We start from the raw sequence: 23806 nt of genomic DNA on the forward strand, positions 1-23806 counted from the left end.
AATAACTCTTTTACCAAAAGTAATCCACCAATAATACCCGCTTTAGCGCCGAGTTTTAGTAGTTAAATATTGTTATGTAAATAGTATCGAATCACTAAAATTACTTGTTTTAGTTGATGTTAAATCATTAACAAATCTTCTAACGTAGAGTTAAAAGACGATCTTCCATTGTTGCTCCGGCTGTTACTGTGGTTACTCAAATCAATTTAACTAACACTGATATTAAGCTTGTAACAACTCTTTTGCCAAAAGCAATCCACCAATAATACCCGCTTTATCGCCGAGCTTTGGTAGAACAATATATTGTTCAATATTGTCTATAGGGAAATAGCCATTTAATATTGAAAGTACTTGTGATTTAATCATTGGTAAAAGGAATGATTTATGCATAATGCCGCCCCCTAAAATAATTATATCGGGAGACAGGGTAAGGGTATAATTAACAATGGCTTGAGCCAAATAGTAGGCTTCTAACTCCCAAGCATTATGAGTATCAGGGATCGCTATAGGTTTCATATTCCATCTTTTCTCAATGGCAGGTCCGGCAGCTAAACCTTCTAAACAGTGCTTATGGTATGGACAATTACCAATATAATGATCATCTTCTCTTTTTTGAATAAAAATATGTCCAAGCTCTGGATGATGGCGACTATCAATAATTTTTTTATTTATAATAATTCCGCCACCGATGCCTGTACCAATTGTAAGATAAATACAATTATTCGTATTGATAGCTGCACCTTTATGATATTCAGCATAGGCCGCCACATTAACATCAGTATTTAAAGCAATTGGCACAGAAATATTATCGCTAAGCGCTTTTAATATATTAAAATTTCGCCAAGCCAATTTAGGTGTAGAAGTGATACAACCATAATTTGGGGATTGAATATTAATATCAATTGGTCCAAAACAGCCTAATCCCAAAGATTTGATTGTATGATTAGAAAAGAAATCAAATACCTTTTTTAGTGTACTATTGGGTTCATCTGTATCAATTGTAGTGTGATCTATAATATTTAAATTAAAATCCGAAATAGCACAAACGAACTTTGTACCACCTGCTTCAATTGAACCTAGCATCCGATCCTCCTTAATTATCTGTTTTATTTTAAATAATTTATATCAATATAATTATAAAATAAACTCCTTGTCTTGAGATATGATTTAACGCATTGATGCGTGACAATCTATCTTTAGTTAAATTGATCTAAATTTAAATGTTAATGATGTTGAAAAACTTTCAAGTGGTAACAATGTTAACTGACTTTTAGATTCAGTAAGTGGGTAATCTAAACCAGGCTCTAATCCCAATACATATTCATTTTTTCCAAATTGATTCCACTGTGTTAAATAAGGCAACTGAGATGAATTAAATTGGCAAGAAACCATTAGTCCTAGTGGTTTATTTTTAATTGAAAACTGACTAATACCATGATCGGTTAATTGATGTAAATAAACTTGCTCATCATAGTTATCTTGTGGTGTGGTTACATTAAGATAATGCTCAAATCCTTTTTCTGCATTCATATCACGAGGGCGAGTTTTTACTTCCGGTAAAATAATTTCACTCTCCGGCGATAAAAATGGGAAACCGAAATTAATATGGTATAACAAACGTAATGTTTCTTCTTTAAATGCTTGATTGGTTATCGTATCAGTAATAGTAAATTCTGATGATTTGAGTGAGGTTTCTATCGTTCTTTGTAACTGTATATTTTCACCAAAAAATACCGCTTGTCTCATCGTTCCTTTTACACGAATAATATAATCATCTTGTTGCCAAAACTCATCAATAGAAAATCGTTCCGCTCGAAGGTTAGAAATTGGCCCATGTAATCCATGTTTATTTGAAGGTGGACCTATGTGATTTAGTCCGCATGTCGTTAGCAGACCACAATGAAAATTTTTGAAAAAATCATAATCAGCATCGGATACCTTTTCAGGGTTTTGAAGGCCAACTTTAGAGATAGGCGCAATTGGGATCCCTTTAAATCGACAGAAACAAATATCCATACCACGATCTGGTAATACGCTGAAATTCAAGCCACTTGCGGTATGAATATCACATAAACGCATATTAAAACCTGGCCCATCATTTAATGTTGAACTGGTTGCCCCAGCTAACTGATGTATATCACCCACATATTGCAAAAATTCTGTTCTGGTTAAATGATTGAACCAAGTCATTAATAACTCCTTATGAGGTTATAATATTGATGCTTTTTTTATAACGTTCAATGGTTTTTTGACTAACTTTATCACTGGTAATGAGATAATCGACCTCAGCCAAACTAGCAAAACTCGATTTGGAAATAATATCGAATTTACTTGAGTCAATTAATGCAATAGCCTGCCGACTTCTAGATAAAAACTTTTTTTTATCAATAACTTCATTGTAATTATAATCGGAAAAACCATTATCTAATGAAATGCCTGAGGCAGAGAAGAAATATTTATCAATATTAAAGGCATTAATAATATTATCATCAAAAGAGTTTTGAACCGTGATAGATTTAGGTTTTAATAAACCGCCTATAATAACAACGGTTAAATTGGTGTTTTCCTTCAATTTAAAGGCGATATTTAAGCTTGTCGTAATGATTGTGATATTTTTTTCGATATGTTCTAGCTGTAGGGCGATTTCAAAGCAGGTTGAACTCGAATCAATCATTATTGTATCTTGATGATTTATCATCTTGGCAGCAATAGCGCCAATTTGTTTTTTTTCTTCTAAATTTTGTGCCTTCCGCTCCTCATAACTGGTTAATTTAGATACATCACTATTTGCTAAAACAATTCCACCATGTGTTCGTTCAATGTGTGGATTTAAGTTACAAATTAAGTCTAAATCACTCCTTATTGTAGGCATTGATACTTTAAATAAGTGTGATAATTCTTTAACAGTCACTGCTTTATCCGTTAAAACCTTTTTTATTATTATTTGTTGGCGTTCTTCAGCAAACATTTTCACCTCATACATTAATTTTTTTTTAATTATAGGATATAAAAAATCAAAAAACAAACAAAAACAAAACAAGAAAAAGAAAGTAAAAATAAATATTGACAAATAAAGATAAATATAAAATTATAAAGGAAAGTTATATTACGTGAGTTAATTATAAAATAAACATATTAAGGGGAGTTATTATGTTAATTACTGGTAAAGAGATATTGGATATAGCCCAAAAAAATAAATTTGCAATTCCCGCTTTTAATGCTGGAAGTGGTCAGTTATTTACAGCAGTAATGGAGACCGCGGAGGAAATGAAAGCCCCATTTATGATGGCAATTCATCCCGATGAATTATCTTTCCTCAAAGACAGTTTTATTGGACAAGTATTATATGAGTGCAACCATACCAAAATACCTGTCTGCCTCCATTTAGATCATGGCGCGAATATCAAACAAGTTATGCATGCTATCAAACTTGGATTTACATCAGTTATGATTGATGCCTCTCATAAACCCTTCGAAGAAAATATTCGTATTACCAAAGAAATTGTCAACATTGCTCATTTAGCCGGTGTTTCAGTTGAAGCGGAACTAGGTACTATTGGGGATACAGGTAATACGGTTGAAGGTGGTGTCACAGAGATTATTTATACCGATCCATTAAAAGCTCAAGAATTTATTGCTGAAACAGGAATAGATTCTCTTGCCATTGCTATTGGTACCGCCCACGGCATTTACCCTAAGAACTTTGTACCAAAATTGCGTTTAGATATTCTAAAAGAAACCACAAAATTAGTTGATATTCCATTAGTTTTACATGGTGGCTCAAGTAATTCAGATACCGAAATTGCCAGCGCCGTAGAACTTGGTATCGCTAAAATTAATATATCAAGTGATATTAAAATTTGTTTTGCTCAAAAATTACGTGAACTGCTCAATTCAGGAAATTCAGAAATTAGGGAGCCTAACGTATTATTCCCTGCCTGCATGTTGGAGACCAAAAAAGTAGCTAAGCAAAAAATTGAACTATTTAAAACCAATGATAAAGCAGGATTATATTATCTCTGATTTGTCTTTATATGTACAAAACTAATGAGTATATAAATACTCATTAGTGACAAACCATTCTAATAAATTGTGAGGTAATCAATGTCGTTAGCTAATATTTTAGATAAAAAAATTATCGTCACGGATCTTGATGCAAAAACCAAAGAACAAGCTTTAACTTATCTTTCGCAAACCTTATATGACAATGGATATATTAATGATATTCCTTCATTTTTAGATGATATTTATTACAGAGAATCATTAGGCCCAACAGGAATTGGTAATTTTATCGCAATCCCGCATGGACAAAGTGAAAGTGTTATTAAAAATGGAATAGCAATTGGTAAATTCAATCAAGTCATTCCATGGGAAACATTGGATGATAAAGGTGTAAAACTTATTTTCCTTTTTTCTGTTAATGCCAAAAGTGATGGCGCAAATGAGCATTTAATGCTGTTAGCTTCTTTAGCTGGAAAATTAGGCAATGATGAAGTCGTTAATGAGCTACTTAATGCTAAAAATACACAGGAGATAATGTCAATTTTTACAAAATAGAAATCAATGAAACAAGAAAATTTCAATATTTTTAAATTTTCTTTTTGTTGTAACAGTATTAACTAATTTAAGCATTCTAATAAAGGAGAAGTGTTATGAATATCATTGGAATTGCTGCATGTACAGCAGGTATTGCGCACACTTATATAGCTAAGGAAAAATTGATTACAGCCGCTAAAAATGCAGGTCATTCAATTCATATAGAAACCCAAGGCACAATTGGAATTCAAGACCCTATCCCAGAAGATCTTATTAAAAATGCAGATGTTGTTATCTTAGCAATTGATGTCAAAGTATCGGGAACAGAACGATTCAAAAATAAAAAAGTTGTAGAAGTACCAACTGAAATAGTTATCAAATCACCGAATAAATTTATCAAGAAAATTGAAGAGATGGTTAATCAATCTGTATAAACCAGAGGTGCAGTATGAATAGTATTAAATTAATTGAGCTTAAACGCCATGCTTTAACTGCGATATCGTATTTAATTCCGATTGTAGTCAGTGCAGGGTTTTCTTTAGCTATTGGTAGCCTGTTTGGTGGCCAAAAAATCGATAATATCCATAATGGTTTTAACGTATTTGATGCTCTTTTTACCATGGGAGTATTAGTTTTAGGTTTATTACCCGTTGTTATCTCAACCGGCATTGCATTTTCTATTGCTGATAAACCAGGGATTGCACCGGGCTTTTTGACCGGACTTGTTGCAATTAATATTGGTGCAGGTTTTATTGGTGGTTTCATAGGCGGTTATATTGCTGGTTATATCGCACTACTAATGCGAGAAAAAATTAAGGTCCCTTCTTGGGCAGAAGGTTTAAGACCAATGTTAATCATTCCATTACTCTCAACGTTTTTTATGGGATTTGTAATGTATTATATTATCGGTATGCCAATTGCCTATTTAACCGATTTACTCACAGTTTATTTGAATAATTTAGATACCAGTGAAAAAGTAATGTACGGCATGATTATAGGTATTTTATCAGGTATTGATTATGGCGGACCAATAAATAAAACAGTGGTGATATTCTTATTATCATTGGGTGTTAATGGGTATGAACCATTAGCTGTTATGATCTTAGCCTCAATGGTTACCCCTTTTGGTATGACAATGGCTTATTTTTTCCAAAAAATATTCAAGAAAAACATCTATACTCGTAATGAAGTCGAAACGCTCAAAACTGCCTTTCCTATGGGAGTATGTCAAATAACTGAAGGATGTTATCCAATTATTTTTAATGATTTATTACGATGCCTTATTGCTACAGGTTTAGGAGGAGCAGTGGGTGGTGCGTTAAGTATGATGTGGGGAAGCGGTACACCAGCACCAGCCGGTGGTCTATTTGCGATGTTTACCATGTCAAATCCATTCTATTGGTTTATTTCATTAATGGTTGGATCATTTGTTACTGCAATTGTTCTTTTTTGCCTAAAAAAATCAGTTGGTTTAGATGATGAGATGATGCTAACTATCGATGATGAAAAAGATGTAGATCTATCCTCAATCAAAATTAGTTAACAACATTGACTATGTTATTGCTCTAATCATAGAGATTAGAGCAATCAAGGAATTAGAAAAGGAAATTTTATGACCATGATCACTCAAGAGTATAAAACAAGGGTAAAATCGCTATACAAAAAATCTGACATCATATTCACTCCAGAGGAAATAGATCAAATTGAGTATGCCGATTTTGGTCTGAATAATATTGAAAACGAAGGGCTTAATCTGATTATTTATGTGAATACGGACAGATATTGTGCCAAAGAAATGGTGTTATTACCTAACCAAGCCTGCCCAGAGCATCGTCACCCAGATTTATCAAAAGCTAAAGGCAAACAAGAAACATTTCGTTGTCGTTGGGGGCAAGTGTTCCTTTATGTTGAGGGTGAGGATAAAGGCATATCGACCTCTTTACCTCAAGGGGAAAATCAACCTTATTACACAGTAAGAAAAGAAATTATACTAATGCCAGGACAACAGTATACGATTGATCCAAATATTAAACATTGGTTTAAAGCCGGAAGTGAAGGGGCGGTGATTAGTGAATTCTCATCCACCAGTTATGATGAATTTGATATTTTTACCAACCCCAACATTCGCCGAGAAGCACAAGACAAAATAACCAATTAAAGAGTCAGTTTGTTATTTTCAAATTAACACTAGCTACTAAGTTAGTGTTAATTTCTCTTATCTGTATTAATTAAAATACAATAGTGTTCAATAACCGTTGTTTTTATTACCTTTGAAAACAAACAGAGATAGGCGTTAATTTGCAAATATCCAATCAAAGGATTGAACGCAAAACAGGACAATAAAATACCTTGGTAAGCACTGGTTTATTTACTTTCTGGCAGTTAACCAAGCGCTCAAGATTTACAAGGTTATTATCAATCAATAATTCAAAATTATTTAGTTATCGACATAATAAGTTGTTAAAAACAGGTTGTACCAATCGATAATAAGAAAAGTAAACGCAGTCAATTGTTTAGCGTTTGCTATCAAAATTAACTAACCTTTCAAACAAACATCTAGTTGCAATCTAGGATAAAGTCTCATGTATTTCAAATGGTGAATTATTAATAGCATGAAGTTTAGTTAGGCCTAATCGGGTAATAGTCAATTCACGACGATTAATATCTTGTTTGAACCAAGCTTGTTGTAGCATTGTTTCAAGTAGTAGCGATCCTAATTGCCCGCCAATATGATCGCGATGTTCGGTAAAATCTATGCAGCGTTTACCCACAATGTTACTATTAAAGGATTCTGGTAATAATTGCTGTTGAATAAAAAAATCCTTCCCTTGTTCAGTAATTAAAAACAGATCTTCTTGAATTGTTATTATGTTATTTTGTAGCAATGATTGCGTGAATGCTACCGAGCATGATCCGGCTAAATGTTTATAACAAGTTCTAGCTTGCTGAAATTTTTGTTTGCTGTTGTTATTGGTTAAATACAAATAATCTTTGGGTGGAATGATTCTAAAAGTTGATTCAATAAAATCAGCAGTATCTTGATTTTTTATTTCATAGTAATGGTGTTTACCACAAGTTCTTTGATGAATAAGTTGGGCATCTTCTAATTTTTTTAAATGAAACCGCGTCGCTGACGGTGACAAATTTAATTGTTTTGCCAACCATGATGCACACAAGGATCTACCATTCATTAATTCACTGATAATCATTACTCGATTAGCGTCCGACATAACATCGGAAAAATGGATTAAATCTTCACAATATATTTTTTTACTCATCGATTTAATGGTACTCCAATAAATTATTAATCTGCACAATCTTACTCTGCTTTTGCATTATATGTTTCAACTTAATTTTAAACATAATTAGCTAATCATAAATAAACTTATGAAATTGTTATTAACAATACAATTTATAGTAGGTAGCTCATGAGTAATCAACCCACTGAGGCAACTCCCATTTATTCTATTTATATTATTTGTTGTTTAGGTTTATTTTTATCAACACTTGATACCGGAATTATAAATTTAGTGCTAAATGCATTGGCAATTAGCTTTGCGGTTTCATTAACGTTTATAGGGTTATCGGTTACGCTATATTTATTGTTTTTGATTATTTTTCTTATACCTAGTGGTTGGTTTGGTGATGTATATGGGCAAAAAACTGCGTTGGTGTTAGGATTTTTGTTGTTTGCTATAACCTCATTTTTAGCTGGGATCAGTGAATTTGCTTGGCAATTTATTTTAGTTCGTTGTGGTCAAGGGATAGCTGCAGCATTATTACAGGCAAATTGTTTAGGATTAGCTGGAATACAATCGACTAAGCAAAAATTACAATTAAATACTGTGATTATGTTAGCTATTAGTATAGGACCAATATTGGGACCGGCTTTAAGTGGTTTCATTTTACAATATTGGCAATGGCGACTACTGTTTTTTATTAATGTTCCTTTATGTGTGTTAGGGCTTGCCGTGACATTATCAATGACCAAATCAACTAACAGCTCGCATTGTTCCTGTTATTGGTTGCCATTAAAGTTATTACTTAAATCAGCCATTAGGTATGTGGTAATTGGTAGTTTTATATTTGGATTTACTGCCGGAGTTATTTTTTCAGTTTCTCCGATTATGTTGATTCAAGAAACTAATTATCATATTGATATTATAGGATTAATTTGTATGGCTTCGCCGGTTGGAGTGATTTTAAGTGTATTGATTAAAAAATTATTGGTTAACGATGTTAACCAAATAATCTTGTTCTATGCTTTACCGACAATGTTGCTGGCATTTACCTTATTTTGGGTTACAAGTTTGAATATTTCAGTTTTTAATTATGTTGGCTCAGCTTTATTATATGGTATTGGTGGTGGGTTATTACAAAGTTCATTAATTCAGATAGCAATGCAACAACAACCAGATAAACAATCTACTGTTGGTGGAATGTTAAGATTTTCCCAAAATTTAGGTATTATTTTGGGTGCTGAGTATGCATTATTTATCTTAGAAACAAATAAGATTAATGATGATTTGGCACAGAAAGCGGAAATGTATCAACAATTATGGGGGGTAACTCTCATGATATTAATCTGTATGTTTTTTTATTCGTTCAGATATAACCCAAAAAGTAAAAATAGTGATAGCCATTGAAATGGCTAAAGTTGTCAATATCTGGTATTACGCATCGAAATTAATCCTAATAATGTAATGATAAAGAGTAAAAGTTTAGGCATAAATTAATACATAATATTCTGTAGATCATTTTGTAATTATAATTCAAGTATTTCCGAGAGTGATGATTTAATCGAGCCATAACAATTATTGTACTAATAAAAGGATGATTTACAGTAATATAACGCCAATTAAATTTGAAATATAGCAAATAAAAAGGAAACAAAAGTGGGGAAACTGCTAATTTTATTAATACTCCTATTCAGTTTTACTGCCCGAGCGGAAGAGATAATCACCTATTATAATAGTAAAAATGAGCAAATTATTCAGCCTGACGGATTAACGCTTATTAAAGAGAATCTGTACCGCGATAAGGAAAATAATCTTTATATTATGGCTGATTATATAAAACACTTTGCGTCTGATAATACGACTATTGTTCCTAAGAAATTAGGTATTTTTTTACAAAATGAAATATATGATATAAAAAATGGCAGTTTGATTCCGATATCAAAAGTGATTGACATTGGCAGTTATCAAATGCTTGATGCCTCGCTTTTTAAGGATAAATATCATGTCTATTTTTATACCGGAACAGAATATGCAAATTATCCTTTTGTAATTGCTGATGAGTTAATATCGCCTGATGATATAACCCTGTTAGAGGGTAATTATCTAATAAGTAACAATCATGTCTATCATTATGGAAGGTATAGTTATATTGTTGAAGTGAAAAATGCTCAAGCTTCGACTTTTACCGTCTTTCGTTTAAGATTAAAAGATGAAGAAATGAATCGTTATATTATTATTGGAAAAGATACAAATAGATGTTACTTAGAAGGGGAAGCTTTAGATAAAGACGGCATTGCGTCAATAAAGCAAATAGTTAATTTAAAACAAATAATTAATTCGAATGCTTTATTGGATTGTAATTAATAACAACATAAAACAGCTAAAAACGGCCAATGTTGTTATTAAAAAGAGGTAATTCCTGACAATAAACGACTTTATCATTTAAGCTGTACATTTATAAATTTATCATACTCATACAAAATAATTATAATCGTTATCTAATTAATTTTAATCAGTATTTAAGAATTTAATCACATTATCAACAAAAATTTTTCGTCCGTGTTCATTTCTATCAAGGTGTACAAAATGCGTTCCCTTTGGGATCTCAACTAGTTGTGCATTAGGTGCTTCATTAATGATAGCTAAGGCATCTTCTTTACGACTCCAGAAGTCATTTTGTGAGAAGATCACTAAAGTGGGCATAGTCAGATTTTTGGCTTGCCATTGACGTTTGCCAATCGCCAGTTCAAAGCTATCGGCCATAGCACCATTAGGTGAACGAAATTGTGGCGGAGTATGGTTATAAGATTGTGGATCTGATGCTAATGCTTCTTGTGCATAGGCTTGGCTTACTAAAGGATCACGCCACAAATTTTTATCTTCCAAAGGAATACTCTTATCCCATGCCGGGAAAAGACTTTCTTGGGTATTGAGTTGATAGCCACCTATGTGTGGATTGAGTTGACCTGAATGTGAAGGATCGTCTAAAAAAGATCCTTTACCTAACATTGGATGATTTTGCGTTGTGCCATACAAGGAGTTATATATCACAAGTTTATTTACCGTTTCAGGATATTGCGTTGAATAAGCGGCAGACCAATGACCGCCGGTTGCCCATCCTAACAAACTGACTTTAGGCGAAGCTGATAATTGTTTAATGTGATTAATGGCACAGGCAATATCGGCTACGGCTGAATCTGTTCTGACTAAAGGCGCGGATTGTTCTGCTGGCTGTGACATAGCAATTGGTCTAGTCGATTTACCATATCCTCTTAGATCTAATAAATAAGTATCTATTCCCTCTTTAGCAAGCTCTTCTGCTAGCGACCCACCTTCTACAGGTAAATCAAAAGAGCCTATTGCTGGCACTCTGGCACCATGAATTAAAAGTACAGGGGCGGACTTATGCATATTTTTATTTGTTGAAAGCTTAACTTCTCTAATAAATAAGTGTTGATTGTCAAAGCATGATTCAATATAAAAATCCTGTTTTTGTATTGTATTGGCATTACTCATAGTAAAAAATCCTAACGTAAATATAAAAAGTAAAAGTCTCAACATGTATTAATGCATCCTATATCAATAATCATCTAAAGTGAGCCAACTTTCAGTACTTATTTGAAGTATGGTAAAAATTATTATTTTTCTTTAAAATTTTAGTCTTTTAAAGACGAACCCTAATAGTACTAATAATAAACCAATATAAATGCTAAATAGTATCTTATAATGCGTTACGTTTAATATGAAACTGCCTAAATAAGTTCCTATACCGCCACCACCAAAAATCGCCACACCAATTAGACCGGAAGATAAGCCTTTATTGTCGCCCGCAAGTTCAAGGGCTTTACTGGCTAAAATCGATTGAACTAATATATAGCCAATGCCAAGCATCATAGTTGCTAAATAAGCAAATGCAACACTATTACAGCAATATAATAATAACGAGATAAGTGTGCAACTCAAACCTAAAATGATGACATTTTTAGGGGCAATATTTTTTAAAAAAATCCTATTGATAAAACCGGTGAAAAAACATGCTAAACCGAATAACATTAGTCCAAGACCGACATATTTATAATCAATATTCAGTGATTTGAAAAAATACGAACCGATGAAAGAATAACTGCCCAGTACTATAAATCCATTACCAAAAGCCAGAAAATAGACCACCAATAACCGCTTATTTTTCAGTAATAGAATCGTTGTAGGAATAAAGTTTGATTTTGGCATATGTTTTGGGCTAGTAGGCAAGCTGAAAATCGTCATAAAAGATAATAGTGATAAGATAGAAAATATTAAAAAAATATTTCGCCAAGTGCTAATTTCTATTAACCAACCACCGATTGCCGAACTTAATCCTTGCCCTAAAAAAATCAAACCCAGAAAAATACCAACTAATTTAGTTAAAATTTCATTTTTATATAATTCACCTAAAATACCAAGTGATACAGCGACAATGCCGGCAGCAAATAACCCTGTAATAAATCGATAAATAGTTAGTAACATTAAATTTTGCGCAAAAGAGCAAAGTAGGGTGGCAAGAGATAATAACAACATTAAGGCAAGTAATATATTTTTTCTGCCATATTTGTCACTATAAAATCCATAAAAAGGCTGCAGTACACCATAAGGGATCAAATAAGCCGTAAGCACAATGCTAACTTGTGAGATAGTAAGCCCAAAATCTGTAGCAATATTAGGTAATAAAAGTGAAGCCACCCAATTATCAGCCGCTGAAATGAATCCCGCTAAACCAATTAGCATCACTAACCCATAATTTTTGATAAAGTTCATCTGCAAACTTCCAGTCTGTTAGCTAAGTTATAAATGATACGCGCAAATTTTGTGGAAAACACTTATTTAATTAATATTAAACGGTTTAGTTATCAAAAGACTTATAGTTGTTTAATAATGCAGTGATTATGTTAACTGCGTTTTTTGAGCATGTCACGGTGTGGGGCATCACCAAACTGACGTTTATATTCTCGACTGAATTGTGACGGACTCTCATAACCAACTTCAAATGCGACGGATTTAACATCTTTGCCTTCTACTAACATTAAGCGTTCAGCTTCATATAAGCGTAACTGTTTTTGAAATTGTAATGGGCTAAAGGTGGTAACTTGGCGGAAATGACGATGAAAGGTTGAACTAGACATGTTGACTAATTTGGCCAATTGTTCAATATCAAGTGGCTTTGCATAATTGTTTCTTAACCAATCAATGGCTGTTGATATTTGATTAATTTTATTGCCAGTGGAGTTGGCAAGCCTCAAGTTTTCACTGACAGGGCTACAAAGCAAATAATAGTGGAGTTCTTTAATTATCATTGGTGCAAGGATTGGAATATGATTTGGTTCATCAAGTAAATCAACTAAACGTAAAAAACTTTCGAGTATGGGGAGTGATACTGGTGAAACGATTACTTGAGATGTCGGTTTTTGCTTTAACGATGACAGTTTGTTTGGCATTTCAGTTAGTAATTGACTGATAATATGCTTATCTAATTTTAGCGAAATTGAAATAAAAGGTTCTTCCGGACTGGCATTGGTAATATGATAGTTTCCTGGCAAATCGACACTAACTACCATAAAGTGATTTTTGCCATAATTGAACTCTTCATTGCCAATCATGGATCGTTTATATCCTTGTACGACTAAGGCAATCATGGGTCTATAAAAGCAATTTTCCTGTGGGCTGTCGTTATCATGGCGCGATAGCATTAGTCCAGGAATGGCGGTAGATATACGCGTAGCTTGAGGTAAAAGCTGTATTATCTTTTGTTTGAGATAATAATTGGTTTGAGCTAGTCGATCATTTGACATCCAGTTCTTCCTATCGTTGAACATGATTTTTCATATTAAAATAACTTATTGATCAATATATCTCAATGACGAGTTTTTAAATATGAACAAAAATAGCAAATTATTATCTGATTCGCTCAATCATATTGAAATATACAGTTTTAATATAGGAGCATAACAGATATTTGTTTTATAACATGCGTGATTTGTGCATAGATAAACGAGTAATAGGTATACTCGCTAAATTGAGTAAGTGATATATTAATAGGTAATAATTGAAATTATAAACGGTGATTAAAATGAAATATGTGACATTAAATAATGGTATTAAAATGCCTATACAGGGTTTTGGAGTTTATCAGATTGACAGTCAAATTTGCCAACAAGCCGTTTTAGACGCACTCGATGTAGGTTATCGTTTAATCGATACTGCCGCTGCTTATCAAAATGAAAAACAAGTTGGTGAGGCATTAAAAATCAGTGGTCTACCTCGTCATGAGCTGTTTGTTACCACCAAACTGTGGCTTAATCACGCTAATTATGAACGTGCTAAAACGCATTTTGAACAATCATTAAATTTATTACAACTTGATTATGTCGATTTATATCTTATTCATCAACCTTTTGGTGATATTCACGGCACTTGGCGTGCTTTGGAAGAACTCTATCAACAAGGTAAGATACGGGCAATTGGTGTGAGTAATTTTGCTCCTGACCGTTTAGCTGATTTAATGGCCTTTAATAAAATTAAACCAGCGGTAAATCAAATTGAAGTCAATCCGTTTTATCAACAATTACAAGCTATCGCTTGGATGCAAAGTCGAACTATTCAACCAGAAGCATGGGCGCCATTTGCTGAAGGTAAAAATGATATTTTTAAGCATCCAGTATTAACTGAAATCGGTAGTAAATATGGTAAATCAGTAGGGCAAGTGATTTTGCGTTGGTTGATTGAGCGTAATGTTGTTTGTTTGGCGAAAACGATAAATAAAGATCGTATGAGAGAAAATTTCGCGATATTGGATTTTGAACTTTCACCGACTGATATAACAGCAATTACTGCGATTGATACCGCTACAAGCGCCTTTTTCTCGCATCGTGATCCGGCAATTGTAGAGTGGTTAACCAAAGCCAGACCCAATATTTAAGCATCCTAATTGTAATAAATTTAATTGTTATTGAGGTTAAATCAACCGTTATCAGTCATAACTGATATAGGGAATACTATGTTAAAAAAAAGTGTCGCTAAATGGTTGTTTTGGGGGTGGAGTTGCAGTGCGACCCTAGTTCACGCCGAAGCGGCTAATACGCAATCAGTAAATGATAAACAGGTCATTACGCGTAATGAGCAAATTAAAGTCACTCAAGCTCCCGATAAAAATTTTGTTGGAGAAGCTAATTTTTCACGTTTCCCGGTTATGCCTTCTGGTGATGATGTAGCACCGGCAATAGTCAATTTTTCGGCTAATTCGCGAACTCATTGGCATATTCACCAGCATGGTCAATATTTGATTGTGACTGAAGGTGAGGGGCAGGTTCAAGAGTGGGGGCAACCGGTGGAACATATTAAAAAAGGCGATGTTATTTGGTGTCCACCAAATGTGAAACATTGGCATGGAGCCAGTCCTAACAGTGCCATGACACATATTGCCATAAGTCCAGTTTCGAATTCAATGCCAAACGTTACTTGGTTAGAGCCAGTGAGTTTACCGATAGCAGAGGGTAGCAAATAAGTAATGACTTAGACATATTAAATCGTATTAATAAAACCACTAATGTGACTTGAATTCAGCTGATAGTCATTTACGGTAATTATGCCTAAGGAGTTAGGGAGAGTAATTAGGTATTTTTTACCCTAATTAGCCAGTCTTATTAAAATCATATTGATATGGTTTATATAATTAATCTATCTATCAATATGATTTATTATAATAAAATTAAACTAACGAAAGTTGGTTTACCCAATCAACAATCTCATTTTTGGCATTGTCAATTCTGTCTCGATAAATAGTTAAACCATTTTGACCCCGAAAATCTGCATTAGGTTGAAGCTTAGCTATAGTTGTGCGAGTATTGGCAAAACCACTACCGCCATGTGTTCCAAATGGAATGACTTTTTTACCAGCAAAATCATTTTGTGACAGAAAAGAGTAAACGGGGGTAGGCAAATCTGCCCACCAAATAGGATAGCCGAATAAAATAGTATCGTATTGATCGAGGTTATTGATTTGCTTAAGCGCCGGTCGATAATTGTTATTTAATTCATTTTTGGCTTGCTCTATTAACTTAGCATGATCGGTTGTGTCATAAGGTGTAACAGTTTCAATACGGAAGATATCGGTATTTTTCAATGCTGCTTGGATTATCATTGCCATATATTGAGTATTGCCAAGTAGTTGATTATCAATCGTGACAGTACTATTTTCGCGATGTTCGTTCAGGTTACTGTCTGATTCTGGTAATGAATAATAAATAACTAAAATATGTTTGTTATTGGTTGGTATTGATGATGATTGTGCATAGACTTTATGGTTTGATACGCAATAATATGCACAGATTCCGGTTAAACCAGCCACAACTGTTTTTATAAAATGTCTTCTTGAAAAGGTGTTCATCATTCACTCCTTTAAAACCTTGCTGATACAAATTAGGATAATGAGCGAGAGTAGCATGCTAAAAAGGTCAAACGAATACATGATTATTACAATTTTGTGCATAAAACATGCATTTTTTTAAATATGGATGCGTTAGTATTTTAGAGCATCGACCACAAGTTTGAATACATTTGAATGACCTTTACGACTAGGATAATAGATATAAAAAGAGTCATAACTAATAGCATATTGGGCTAATACTTCAACTAATTGACCTGTGGCTAACTCCTTTTCTACATCAGGACGACCAAGCCAAGTAATGCCTAAACCGTCTAATACGGCTTGTTTACGCAAACTACTATTAATTTTAAATTGTGAGTGGGGTTGGTATTTGACTAGTTCACCATTTTCAACAAATTCCCATGTCAATTCAGTACCATGTTGAGCTGAAATTTTCATACCAATGCGGCGATGTTTATCTAAATCTTTAATTTGTTTAGGCAGATCTTTGCCTATTAGATAATTTGGACTAGCGACTAAAGCCATTTTTAAAGGTTCAGAAATTTTTACCGCAATCATATCTTTGGCAAGATCGTTACCTAAACGACAACCCATATCGAAACCTTGTTTTACAATATCAGCCCAACTATTATCAGATTGAATTTCGATGTTAATTTGTGGATATAAAGGTAAAAAATCGCGTAATTTAGGGTAAATTATGTGTTCAATGGCAAAATGTGGCGCGTTGATACGAATTGTACCAGACGGTGTACTAAGAAAATTATTTAATGCGTTAACTTCTTCATTAATAGAGTGAAATAGTGGGGCAATTTGTTGATAAAGTTGTTCTCCGGCTTCAGTGAGTGAAACATTACGCGTAGATCGATTAAATAATCGCAATTTCAATCGACCCTCTAATTTACGCATACTATGGCTAACTGCTGAAGATGAAATGCCGAGTTGTTTCCCTGCTTTGGCAAAATTCCCCGTTTTGGCAATGGTAATAAAATAATTTAATTCATTAAAGTTATACATAAATTAAGCCATAATTAGTGAATTTAATTCAGTATACTATAAATCAATAACTAATTTATCTCAATAAAAGTAGCGTCTACAATAATCTTACCTATAAGGCTTATCGGGCTGAAATAATAGCCGATTCAAACAGCTATAATCGAGGTAAATAATGTCAAAAGAAGTGATTGTTATAAGTGGTTCAGGTGCTATTGGTATAGCTATTGCTAGGCGCATTGCGGTAGGTAAACAGTTAATTTTAGCGGATATAAAAATAGAAAATGCACAAATGCAAGCACAGGAACTGCGTAATGCTGGATTTAACGTGCATACTATTGAGTGTGATGTATCAAATCGAGAATCGGTTAATAAATTAGTCGATTTTGCCAGCAAACTTGGCAATATTACTGGACTTGTAAATACTGCGGGCTTATCGCCTTCACAGGCATCGGCTAAACGTCTTTTTGAAGTTGATTTATATGGCACAGCTCTTTTATTGGACTCATTTGCTCATGTTATGGCGAAAGGTGGATCAGCTTTAGTGATCGGTTCTCAATCGGCTTACCGATTAGAGCCGCTTACTTTTGAACAGACTAAAGCATTAGCGTTAACACCAACCGAAGATTTACTTAATTTACCTTTTATTCAAGCAGTTGATGATAGTTTAAGCGCCTATCAATTATCGAAACGAGGTAATGCATTAAGAGTACAAGCACAAGCGGTGAAATGGGGACATCATGGCACAAGAGTAAATTGCATTAGTGCAGGCATTATCTATACACCTTTAGCCAACGATGAACTCAATGGTGAACGTAAAGAATTTTACCGTAATATGCTTAGCAATTTACCTGTAGGACGAGGGGGTTCGCCCGATGAAATCGCGAATCTTGCCGAACTGATTATGTCAGAGAAAGGAGCTTATATTACAGGAAGCGACTTTTTAATAGATGGCGGTGCAACGGCGAAATATTGGTGGGATAAACAAGATTAAAATAGCCTATAAACTCAATAGATAATGAGGACGAATATATGAAGAAAGTAACTGCGGGTAGAGATGTTTTGGGTGATTTCGCCCCCAAATTTGCACAACTTAATGATGATGTATTATTTGGTGAAGTATGGTCTCGGGAAAAAGAGCTTGCTAAACGAGACAGGAGTATGATAACAGTAACGGCATTGTTGGCCAGCGGCATTTTAGATAGTTCTTTGCAATACCATTTACAAACGGCAAAAGACAATGGTATTAGTAAACAAGAGATTGCTGAAATAATCACCCATATTGCATTTTATATTGGATGGCCAAAAGCATGGGCAGCTTTTCGACTTGCTAAACAAATTTGGATTGATTAATAACGCTTGAAAGAGAGGATTTTATGAATTATGTGAAACTAGGGAATTCAGATATTACGGTATCAAATTTTTGTTTGGGGTGCATGAGCTTTGGTGATCCTGCAAGTAAAATGCATGCTTGGACACTTAATCCTGATGAGAGCGAAGTGATTATCAAACATGCTTTGGATTTAGGTATTAACTTTTTTGATACTGCGAATACTTACTCTGCTGGAACCAGTGAAGAATATGTTGGGCGAGCAATTAAAAAAAATATCGCTCGAGAAAAAGTGATATTGGCAACTAAAGTTTATTTTAATGAAGGACATCTTTCAAAACAGGCAATAGAAAAAGAAATTAATGGTTCCCTTAAGCGACTTGGCACCGATTATGTCGATCTTTATATTATTCATCGCTTTGATTATAACACGCCAATTGAAGAAACCATGGAAGCACTAGATAATTTAGTCAAGGCGGGTAAAGTCCGTGCATTAGGGGCATCGGCAATGTATGGATACCAATTTTTTAATCTACAGCTAGCCGCTCAAAGAGGGGGTTGGACACCATTTATTACTATGCAAAATCATTATAATCTTCTGTATCGAGAAGATGAACGTGAACTTATACCTGTTTGTAAACAGTTTCATGTATCGTTAACACCCTATAGCCCTCTCGCTGCAGGTAGACTTTCTCGTTTGGATTGGCAAACCGATACGTTACGCAGTAAAACAGATAAAGTTGCTATAGCTAAATATGATGGTACTCAAAAAAACGATAGCCACATTGCATTAAGAGTACATGAACTGGCGGAAAAATATGGCGCTACCATGACACAAATTGCGTTAGCTTGGCAATTTGCCAAAGGTGTGAGTTCACCAATTATTGGGGCGACTAAAACCAAATATCTTGATGATGCTGTTGGCGCTTTGAATATCCACTTAACTCAGGAAGATATTCATTATCTTGAAGAGCTGTATATGCCACATCGCATTATGGGCGCTATTTAACTCTTCTTAAGATTAAGGGGCATTCATATGAAAATAATCGAAAAAGCAGCGTTTGCCAAGGCGGATATATTTGGAATAGGTGAACTTAACAAAGCCTATGCTCAATATTTTATTGGTAACTCCTTTCTTAAACCTTTAACAGATCCAACCAAAATATCACTATTTCTGGCTAATGTAACCTTTGAACCAGGTTGTAGAAATAATTGGCATATTCATCATGCAACTCAAGGCGGAGGGCAAATTTTGCTATGTACCGCCGGTAGTGGTTGGTATCAGGAAGAGGGGAAAGCTGCGGTTAGCTTAGAACCGGGTTCTGTTATCGTAATTCCGCCAGAGGTGAAGCATTGGCATGGTGCGAAAGCCGATTCATGGTTTAGTCATATTGCTATTGAAGTTCCTGGCAAAAATTTACGAAATGAGTGGTGTGAACCTGTGTCGGAAGAAGCGTATCAACAATTAAAGTAACGGTATAATTTTATTACTTGGTTAATTGGTAAGGGAGTAACAAGGTACTAAATAAGTATCTTGTTAGACCAAACTTAACTTTTTCTTATAATTCGATAAAAGTTAATTATTGTGATTATTTGCATTGGCAATCAAATATTCAACTAAATTGATTAACTAGTTGATATAAAATAAGAAATATGAATTATATTAAATGATCTATTTATCTTTTTCAACAATTGCATCTAATATAGCATTAATTTGTTTTCCTGGATTATCAACATTTTGTAATATTAACCCTTCAGTAAGCGCGGTAAATATTTGAGCTAAAGATTCTGGTGATTGGGAGGGAGTTACACCTTTCGAATCAAATATTTTATATATGATTTCTCCTAAAGATTTGTTATTTTCCTGCTGTAGCTGATAATAAAATGATTTAAAGTTTTGATTTCTACTGGCAATGAGTTTCATTTCAATATCTAAAATGACACATACCGTATTTTCTTTTATTTGATTGAAATAAGCATTTAAACCGTCAATAGAAATGGTATTCTCTTTATCATTTATATTAAGAATTGATTTTAAGCGAGCTCTTTCTTCAAACTTGAGTTTTTCTGTTAGTTGCAATAACAAATCGTACTTATTTTCAAAATTAGAAAAAAAAGCACCTTTAGAAAAACCCGCTGCTTCAGTTATTGAGTTAATACTGGTTTTTTCAAAGCCAAACTTAGTTATTTGTTCCATTGCCGCAGTAAATAACCTTTCTTTAGTTTGTTGCTGTTGTTGTGTTCTGGTCATTCTTTGCATTTCAAATGCTCTGCATATTCTTAAATGTTATTAATAGTTAACTTAAAGTAGATTGTTAATTAACGGGCATTAATATATCATGCTTAAATATAAATACCAAAAGGTATCTGGATATCATTTGGTATTTAAAATGGCAATCTTATGCAAAGAGGGGTATTCATAATGAACGTAGTGTTTGTTACCGGTGGAACAGGGTTGTTAGGCAGTAGTATTGTAAGAAATTTGATTGAACGCAATGTCAAAATTAAAGTTCTGGCTAGATCTGTGGATAAAGCTAAGAAGCTATTTCAAAACCCATTAGTAGAGATTATTGAGGGTGATATTCTCAATGTCCAAGGGTTTGCCAACCACTTATCAGGGTGTGATACATTATTCCATTGTGCCGCTTTTTTTAGAGACAACTATAAAGGCGGAAAACACTGGGAGGCGCTTTTTGAAACTAATGTAAAAGGAACAGAGCAAATTTTAGAAGCAGCTTACAAAGCTGGAATTCGTAAAGCGGTGTATACCTCTTCGATAGCGACACTTTATGGTGGAAAAAATCAGTTAATTAATGAAACCATGGAACGTCCACTTGAAGGTACTGATAATTATTATAAAAGTAAAATATTAGCCGAGCGCAAAGTTAAGGAGTTTTTAAATAATCATCCAGATATGTTTACTACAATTATTTTACCCGGTTGGATGTATGGACCTTTTGATATGGGACCAACTTCATCAGGGCAATTGGTGTTAGATTATATTGCAGGAAAAATGCCAGGTATTCTACCAGCAAGTTTTTCTGTAGTGGATGCACGTGATGTTGCTGAACATCACATTGTTTCTCTAGAAAAAGGTAGAAGTGGTGAAAAATACCTAGCCGCCGGTCGTTACATGGAAATGAAAAATATTTTCAAACTACTTGAAAAAACTACTGGTACTAAAATGCCAACCAAAACTATTCCATTTTGGTTATTAAAAATTATTGCATTGGGTCAAGAACTCTATCATTTTATCACTCGTAAACCAATTTTACTTAGTTACTCTTCTGTTAAATTAATTGGAACCGAATACCAACGTACCCATTTTAGTCATGAAAAAAGTGCTGAAGAGTTAGGTTGTGAATTTAGACCTTTAGAAGATACCTTCAAAGATGTCGTCACTTGGTATAAGCAAAATAATTATATTTCCTAATAACTATTGTTTCCTTTCTAAGAAAGGAAACAATATAGCTTATGAAGTTCCTTCTGATTTATAAGTAATTATTAGTCATAAGTTAGGTTATTCATTTAATCATTTTACCTAAATTATAATATCGAAGGTTTAACAAGCATAATATGCTATACTTAAATTCACTGATAACAATTCATCGGGGGTATACAATGACTAAATCAAGACACGATAATGGGTTAAAAAATATTACACAATTATATGGCGAGCTTGGCGCTAATGGGTTAAAAGAAAATGCCAAATTAGCCAATAAATTTGATGAATATATCTGTGATTTTGCCTATGGTGATATTTATAGTCGCAACAGTTTATCATTGCTACAAAAACAGATAGTGACAATTTCCTCCTTAATTACCCAAGGCTGTGTTCAAGATGAATTAAGCATGCATATGCATGGAGGATTAAATGCAGGGCTAACTGAAGAGCAAATTTTAGATATTTGTGTACACTGTTTACCCTATGTTGGTTTTCCACGAGTAACAACTGCTTTAAAAACGGCACATAATGTTTTTAAAGAACGTAAAAATAAACGCAACTGACTGATTTATTTATGCAGGCAAAAGAGAGCGTAAAAGACCTTCACAAAATGAAAAAATCTAAAATGGATGATTCTGGGACATTTAATTTGTTTGTGATTAGGATGCAAATCGATGAGTAGTTATAAGATTTTGTACTAGCCAAATCTGATTAAACCGTTTTTCGTTTTATAGGTATTTATAGCAATTTTGCCTCATCATCTTTTAATCATTCCACTTGGCGCTATATATTTTCATTAACATAATTTTCAATGTATTCTTTAAAAACTCTTACCCTGTTTGGCAGGTAATTTCTGTCTTTAAATATTAAATAGATTGGTCTTGAGTTACCTATCCAGTCCGGTAAAATCTGCACTAATTCACCCCGAGATAGACAATTTTTAACAAACTGCGACGGGACAAAACAGATCCCCATTCCTGCTTTGGCAGCATCTATGATAAGTTCAGTGTCATCCATAACTAAACATGGATTTGCACGGACTTTATAGTATTCGGGTTTATTGATATTTTTTAATGACCAACTTAGATGATTACTAATATTAATTAGATTTTTATCTAATAAATCAACCGGATTAACACAAGTGTGTATTTGTTCTAAATATTCTGTTGATGCGCATAATATATTTTTCGATACTAAAAGCCTTTTTGCTACCCAATCACTGTCTGTTAGTTCGCCAACTCTAATTGCAATATCAATATTCATATCGGCTAAATCAACAAATTTATTGGTCGCCATTAAATCTATTTTTATATCCGGATACTCTTTCTTAAATGAAAAAATACACTTCCCAAACCATTGATGGGTTAAGCTAATTGGTGCGGTTACTTTAATGGTTCCACATAGTTTTTGGTGATAATCATTTAGATTTTCTGCAGTTTCAATGAATTCATCAACTAAGTTGGTAAATTTAGCCATATACATTTGCCCTAATGTGGTAAGCGTGATCTTCCTACTACTTCTATACATCAAAAGACCGCCTATAGTTTCTTCCAATTGAGTCAAACGCCTGCTTATAGTCGGTGATGGCATTGAGAGTTTTTTTGATGCTTTAATAATACTGCCTTCTTTAATCACATGAATAAAAATGACCAAGTCATCAAAAGATAAATTTATGCTGGATAGTTTCATTTTTGAAATTTAATGTTGTTATTTTGTTCATTGTACTATAAATGAAATGAACTTAAAATTAAACCTAGTTTACTAATAAACATCTAAGTTGGCTCAAATTATAACAAGAACATTGAATCTTATATCAGCATTACTGAAACGTAAAAACAATGAACGCT

Annotated in this window: 26 protein-coding genes; 15 read left to right on the forward strand and 11 right to left on the reverse strand. The window is 33.6% G+C overall.

Annotation, left to right across the window (positions count from 1 at the left end):
* Positions 1-222 precede the first annotated feature (222 nt).
* The 3 genes from A9G11_RS13490 to A9G11_RS13500 form a co-directional block, all read right to left on the reverse strand.
* Positions 223-1083, reverse strand: a complete 861-nt coding sequence (locus A9G11_RS13490; protein ID WP_065620098.1) for an ROK family protein — start codon at positions 1081-1083, stop codon at positions 223-225.
* Positions 1084-1200: 117 nt separating this feature from the next.
* The gene (locus A9G11_RS13495; protein ID WP_065620099.1) at positions 1201-2190 is read right to left on the reverse strand and encodes an aldose 1-epimerase family protein; all 990 of its coding nucleotides are present in this window, start codon (positions 2188-2190) and stop codon (positions 1201-1203) included.
* A 10-nt stretch (positions 2191-2200) separates the two neighbouring features.
* On the reverse strand, positions 2201-2968 hold the full coding sequence (locus A9G11_RS13500) for a DeoR/GlpR family DNA-binding transcription regulator (protein ID WP_176701286.1): 768 nt from the start codon (positions 2966-2968) through the stop codon (positions 2201-2203).
* Positions 2969-3150: 182 nt separating this feature from the next.
* On the opposite strand from A9G11_RS13500, the gene A9G11_RS13505 reads away from it, so the two are divergent.
* From A9G11_RS13505 to A9G11_RS13525, 5 genes are all read left to right on the forward strand, one after another.
* Positions 3151-4023, forward strand: a complete 873-nt coding sequence (locus A9G11_RS13505; protein WP_065620101.1) for a ketose-bisphosphate aldolase — start codon at positions 3151-3153, stop codon at positions 4021-4023.
* A gap of 81 nt (positions 4024-4104) precedes the next feature.
* Positions 4105-4557 (forward strand): PTS sugar transporter subunit IIA, encoded by a 453-nt coding sequence (locus A9G11_RS13510; protein WP_065620102.1) that lies wholly within the window; start codon positions 4105-4107, stop codon positions 4555-4557.
* Positions 4558-4652: 95 nt separating this feature from the next.
* On the forward strand, positions 4653-4970 hold the full coding sequence (locus tag A9G11_RS13515) for a PTS fructose transporter subunit IIB (protein WP_065620103.1): 318 nt from the start codon (positions 4653-4655) through the stop codon (positions 4968-4970).
* A gap of 23 nt (positions 4971-4993) precedes the next feature.
* Positions 4994-6079 (forward strand): PTS fructose transporter subunit IIC, encoded by a 1086-nt coding sequence (locus tag A9G11_RS13520; protein ID WP_065620132.1) that lies wholly within the window; start codon positions 4994-4996, stop codon positions 6077-6079.
* Positions 6080-6148: 69 nt separating this feature from the next.
* The gene (locus tag A9G11_RS13525) at positions 6149-6694 is read left to right on the forward strand and encodes a D-lyxose/D-mannose family sugar isomerase (protein ID WP_065620104.1); all 546 of its coding nucleotides are present in this window, start codon (positions 6149-6151) and stop codon (positions 6692-6694) included.
* Between the two features lie 409 nt (positions 6695-7103).
* On the opposite strand, the gene A9G11_RS13530 is transcribed toward A9G11_RS13525, so the two are convergent.
* On the reverse strand, positions 7104-7814 hold the full coding sequence (locus tag A9G11_RS13530; RefSeq protein ID WP_065620105.1) for an ArsR/SmtB family transcription factor: 711 nt from the start codon (positions 7812-7814) through the stop codon (positions 7104-7106).
* A gap of 150 nt (positions 7815-7964) precedes the next feature.
* Between A9G11_RS13530 and A9G11_RS13535 the strand changes: the two genes are divergently transcribed.
* A complete protein-coding gene (locus tag A9G11_RS13535; RefSeq protein WP_065620106.1) occupies positions 7965-9182 on the forward strand; it encodes an MFS transporter in 1218 nt (405 codons plus the stop codon).
* Positions 9183-9431: 249 nt separating this feature from the next.
* Complete coding sequence (locus A9G11_RS13540; protein ID WP_065620107.1) at positions 9432-10139, forward strand: DKNYY domain-containing protein; 708 nt, start codon at positions 9432-9434, stop codon at positions 10137-10139.
* Between the two features lie 144 nt (positions 10140-10283).
* Here A9G11_RS13540 and A9G11_RS13545 read toward each other — a convergent pair whose 3' ends face one another.
* The 3 genes from A9G11_RS13545 to A9G11_RS13555 form a co-directional block, all read right to left on the reverse strand.
* Positions 10284-11291 carry an alpha/beta hydrolase gene (locus A9G11_RS13545; RefSeq protein ID WP_218056159.1) on the reverse strand — a complete coding sequence of 336 codons (1008 nt, stop codon included), beginning with the start codon at positions 11289-11291 and terminating at the stop codon, positions 10284-10286.
* A 132-nt stretch (positions 11292-11423) separates the two neighbouring features.
* The gene (locus tag A9G11_RS13550; RefSeq protein WP_065620109.1) at positions 11424-12569 is read right to left on the reverse strand and encodes an MFS transporter; all 1146 of its coding nucleotides are present in this window, start codon (positions 12567-12569) and stop codon (positions 11424-11426) included.
* A 131-nt stretch (positions 12570-12700) separates the two neighbouring features.
* Complete coding sequence (locus A9G11_RS13555; protein WP_065620110.1) at positions 12701-13600, reverse strand: AraC family transcriptional regulator; 900 nt, start codon at positions 13598-13600, stop codon at positions 12701-12703.
* A gap of 278 nt (positions 13601-13878) precedes the next feature.
* On the opposite strand from A9G11_RS13555, the gene A9G11_RS13560 reads away from it, so the two are divergent.
* Positions 13879-14727 (forward strand): aldo/keto reductase, encoded by an 849-nt coding sequence (locus tag A9G11_RS13560; protein WP_065620111.1) that lies wholly within the window; start codon positions 13879-13881, stop codon positions 14725-14727.
* Between the two features lie 78 nt (positions 14728-14805).
* Positions 14806-15312, forward strand: coding sequence for a cupin domain-containing protein (locus A9G11_RS13565; RefSeq protein ID WP_081298582.1), 507 nt, complete (start codon positions 14806-14808; stop codon positions 15310-15312).
* Between the two features lie 204 nt (positions 15313-15516).
* Here the strand turns inward: A9G11_RS13565 and A9G11_RS13570 are convergent, their stop codons facing one another.
* Together A9G11_RS13570 and A9G11_RS13575 are read right to left on the reverse strand one after the other, a co-directional pair.
* Positions 15517-16194 carry a flavodoxin gene (locus A9G11_RS13570; protein ID WP_065620112.1) on the reverse strand — a complete coding sequence of 226 codons (678 nt, stop codon included), beginning with the start codon at positions 16192-16194 and terminating at the stop codon, positions 15517-15519.
* A 132-nt stretch (positions 16195-16326) separates the two neighbouring features.
* Entirely contained in the window at positions 16327-17208 is an 882-nt protein-coding gene (locus A9G11_RS13575; RefSeq protein ID WP_065620113.1) for a LysR family transcriptional regulator, read from the reverse strand.
* Positions 17209-17359: 151 nt separating this feature from the next.
* Between A9G11_RS13575 and A9G11_RS13580 the strand changes: the two genes are divergently transcribed.
* From A9G11_RS13580 to A9G11_RS13595, 4 genes are read left to right on the forward strand one after another with little or no spacing between them, the layout of a single operon-like run.
* On the forward strand, positions 17360-18178 hold the full coding sequence (locus A9G11_RS13580) for an SDR family oxidoreductase (RefSeq protein WP_065620114.1): 819 nt from the start codon (positions 17360-17362) through the stop codon (positions 18176-18178).
* 38 nt (positions 18179-18216) lie between these two features.
* Positions 18217-18537, forward strand: coding sequence for a carboxymuconolactone decarboxylase family protein (locus A9G11_RS13585; RefSeq protein ID WP_065620115.1), 321 nt, complete (start codon positions 18217-18219; stop codon positions 18535-18537).
* A gap of 23 nt (positions 18538-18560) precedes the next feature.
* Positions 18561-19523 carry an aldo/keto reductase gene (locus A9G11_RS13590; protein WP_065620116.1) on the forward strand — a complete coding sequence of 321 codons (963 nt, stop codon included), beginning with the start codon at positions 18561-18563 and terminating at the stop codon, positions 19521-19523.
* A gap of 27 nt (positions 19524-19550) precedes the next feature.
* A complete protein-coding gene (locus A9G11_RS13595; protein WP_065620117.1) occupies positions 19551-19988 on the forward strand; it encodes a cupin domain-containing protein in 438 nt (145 codons plus the stop codon).
* Between the two features lie 198 nt (positions 19989-20186).
* Here A9G11_RS13595 and A9G11_RS13600 read toward each other — a convergent pair whose 3' ends face one another.
* Positions 20187-20774, reverse strand: coding sequence for a TetR/AcrR family transcriptional regulator (locus A9G11_RS13600; RefSeq protein ID WP_065620118.1), 588 nt, complete (start codon positions 20772-20774; stop codon positions 20187-20189).
* Between the two features lie 162 nt (positions 20775-20936).
* Here A9G11_RS13600 and A9G11_RS13605 point away from each other — a divergent pair, with 162 nt between their 5' ends.
* Positions 20937-21947 (forward strand): SDR family oxidoreductase, encoded by a 1011-nt coding sequence (locus tag A9G11_RS13605; RefSeq protein ID WP_065620119.1) that lies wholly within the window; start codon positions 20937-20939, stop codon positions 21945-21947.
* A gap of 188 nt (positions 21948-22135) precedes the next feature.
* The gene (locus A9G11_RS13610; RefSeq protein ID WP_065620120.1) at positions 22136-22522 is read left to right on the forward strand and encodes a carboxymuconolactone decarboxylase family protein; all 387 of its coding nucleotides are present in this window, start codon (positions 22136-22138) and stop codon (positions 22520-22522) included.
* A gap of 220 nt (positions 22523-22742) precedes the next feature.
* Here A9G11_RS13610 and A9G11_RS13615 read toward each other — a convergent pair whose 3' ends face one another.
* Positions 22743-23648 carry a LysR family transcriptional regulator gene (locus tag A9G11_RS13615; RefSeq protein WP_065620121.1) on the reverse strand — a complete coding sequence of 302 codons (906 nt, stop codon included), beginning with the start codon at positions 23646-23648 and terminating at the stop codon, positions 22743-22745.
* Positions 23649-23806: the final 158 nt, after the last annotated feature.

Source organism: Gilliamella sp. wkB108, assembly GCF_001690195.1.
Classification (GTDB): domain Bacteria; phylum Pseudomonadota; class Gammaproteobacteria; order Enterobacterales; family Orbaceae; genus Gilliamella; species Gilliamella apicola_L.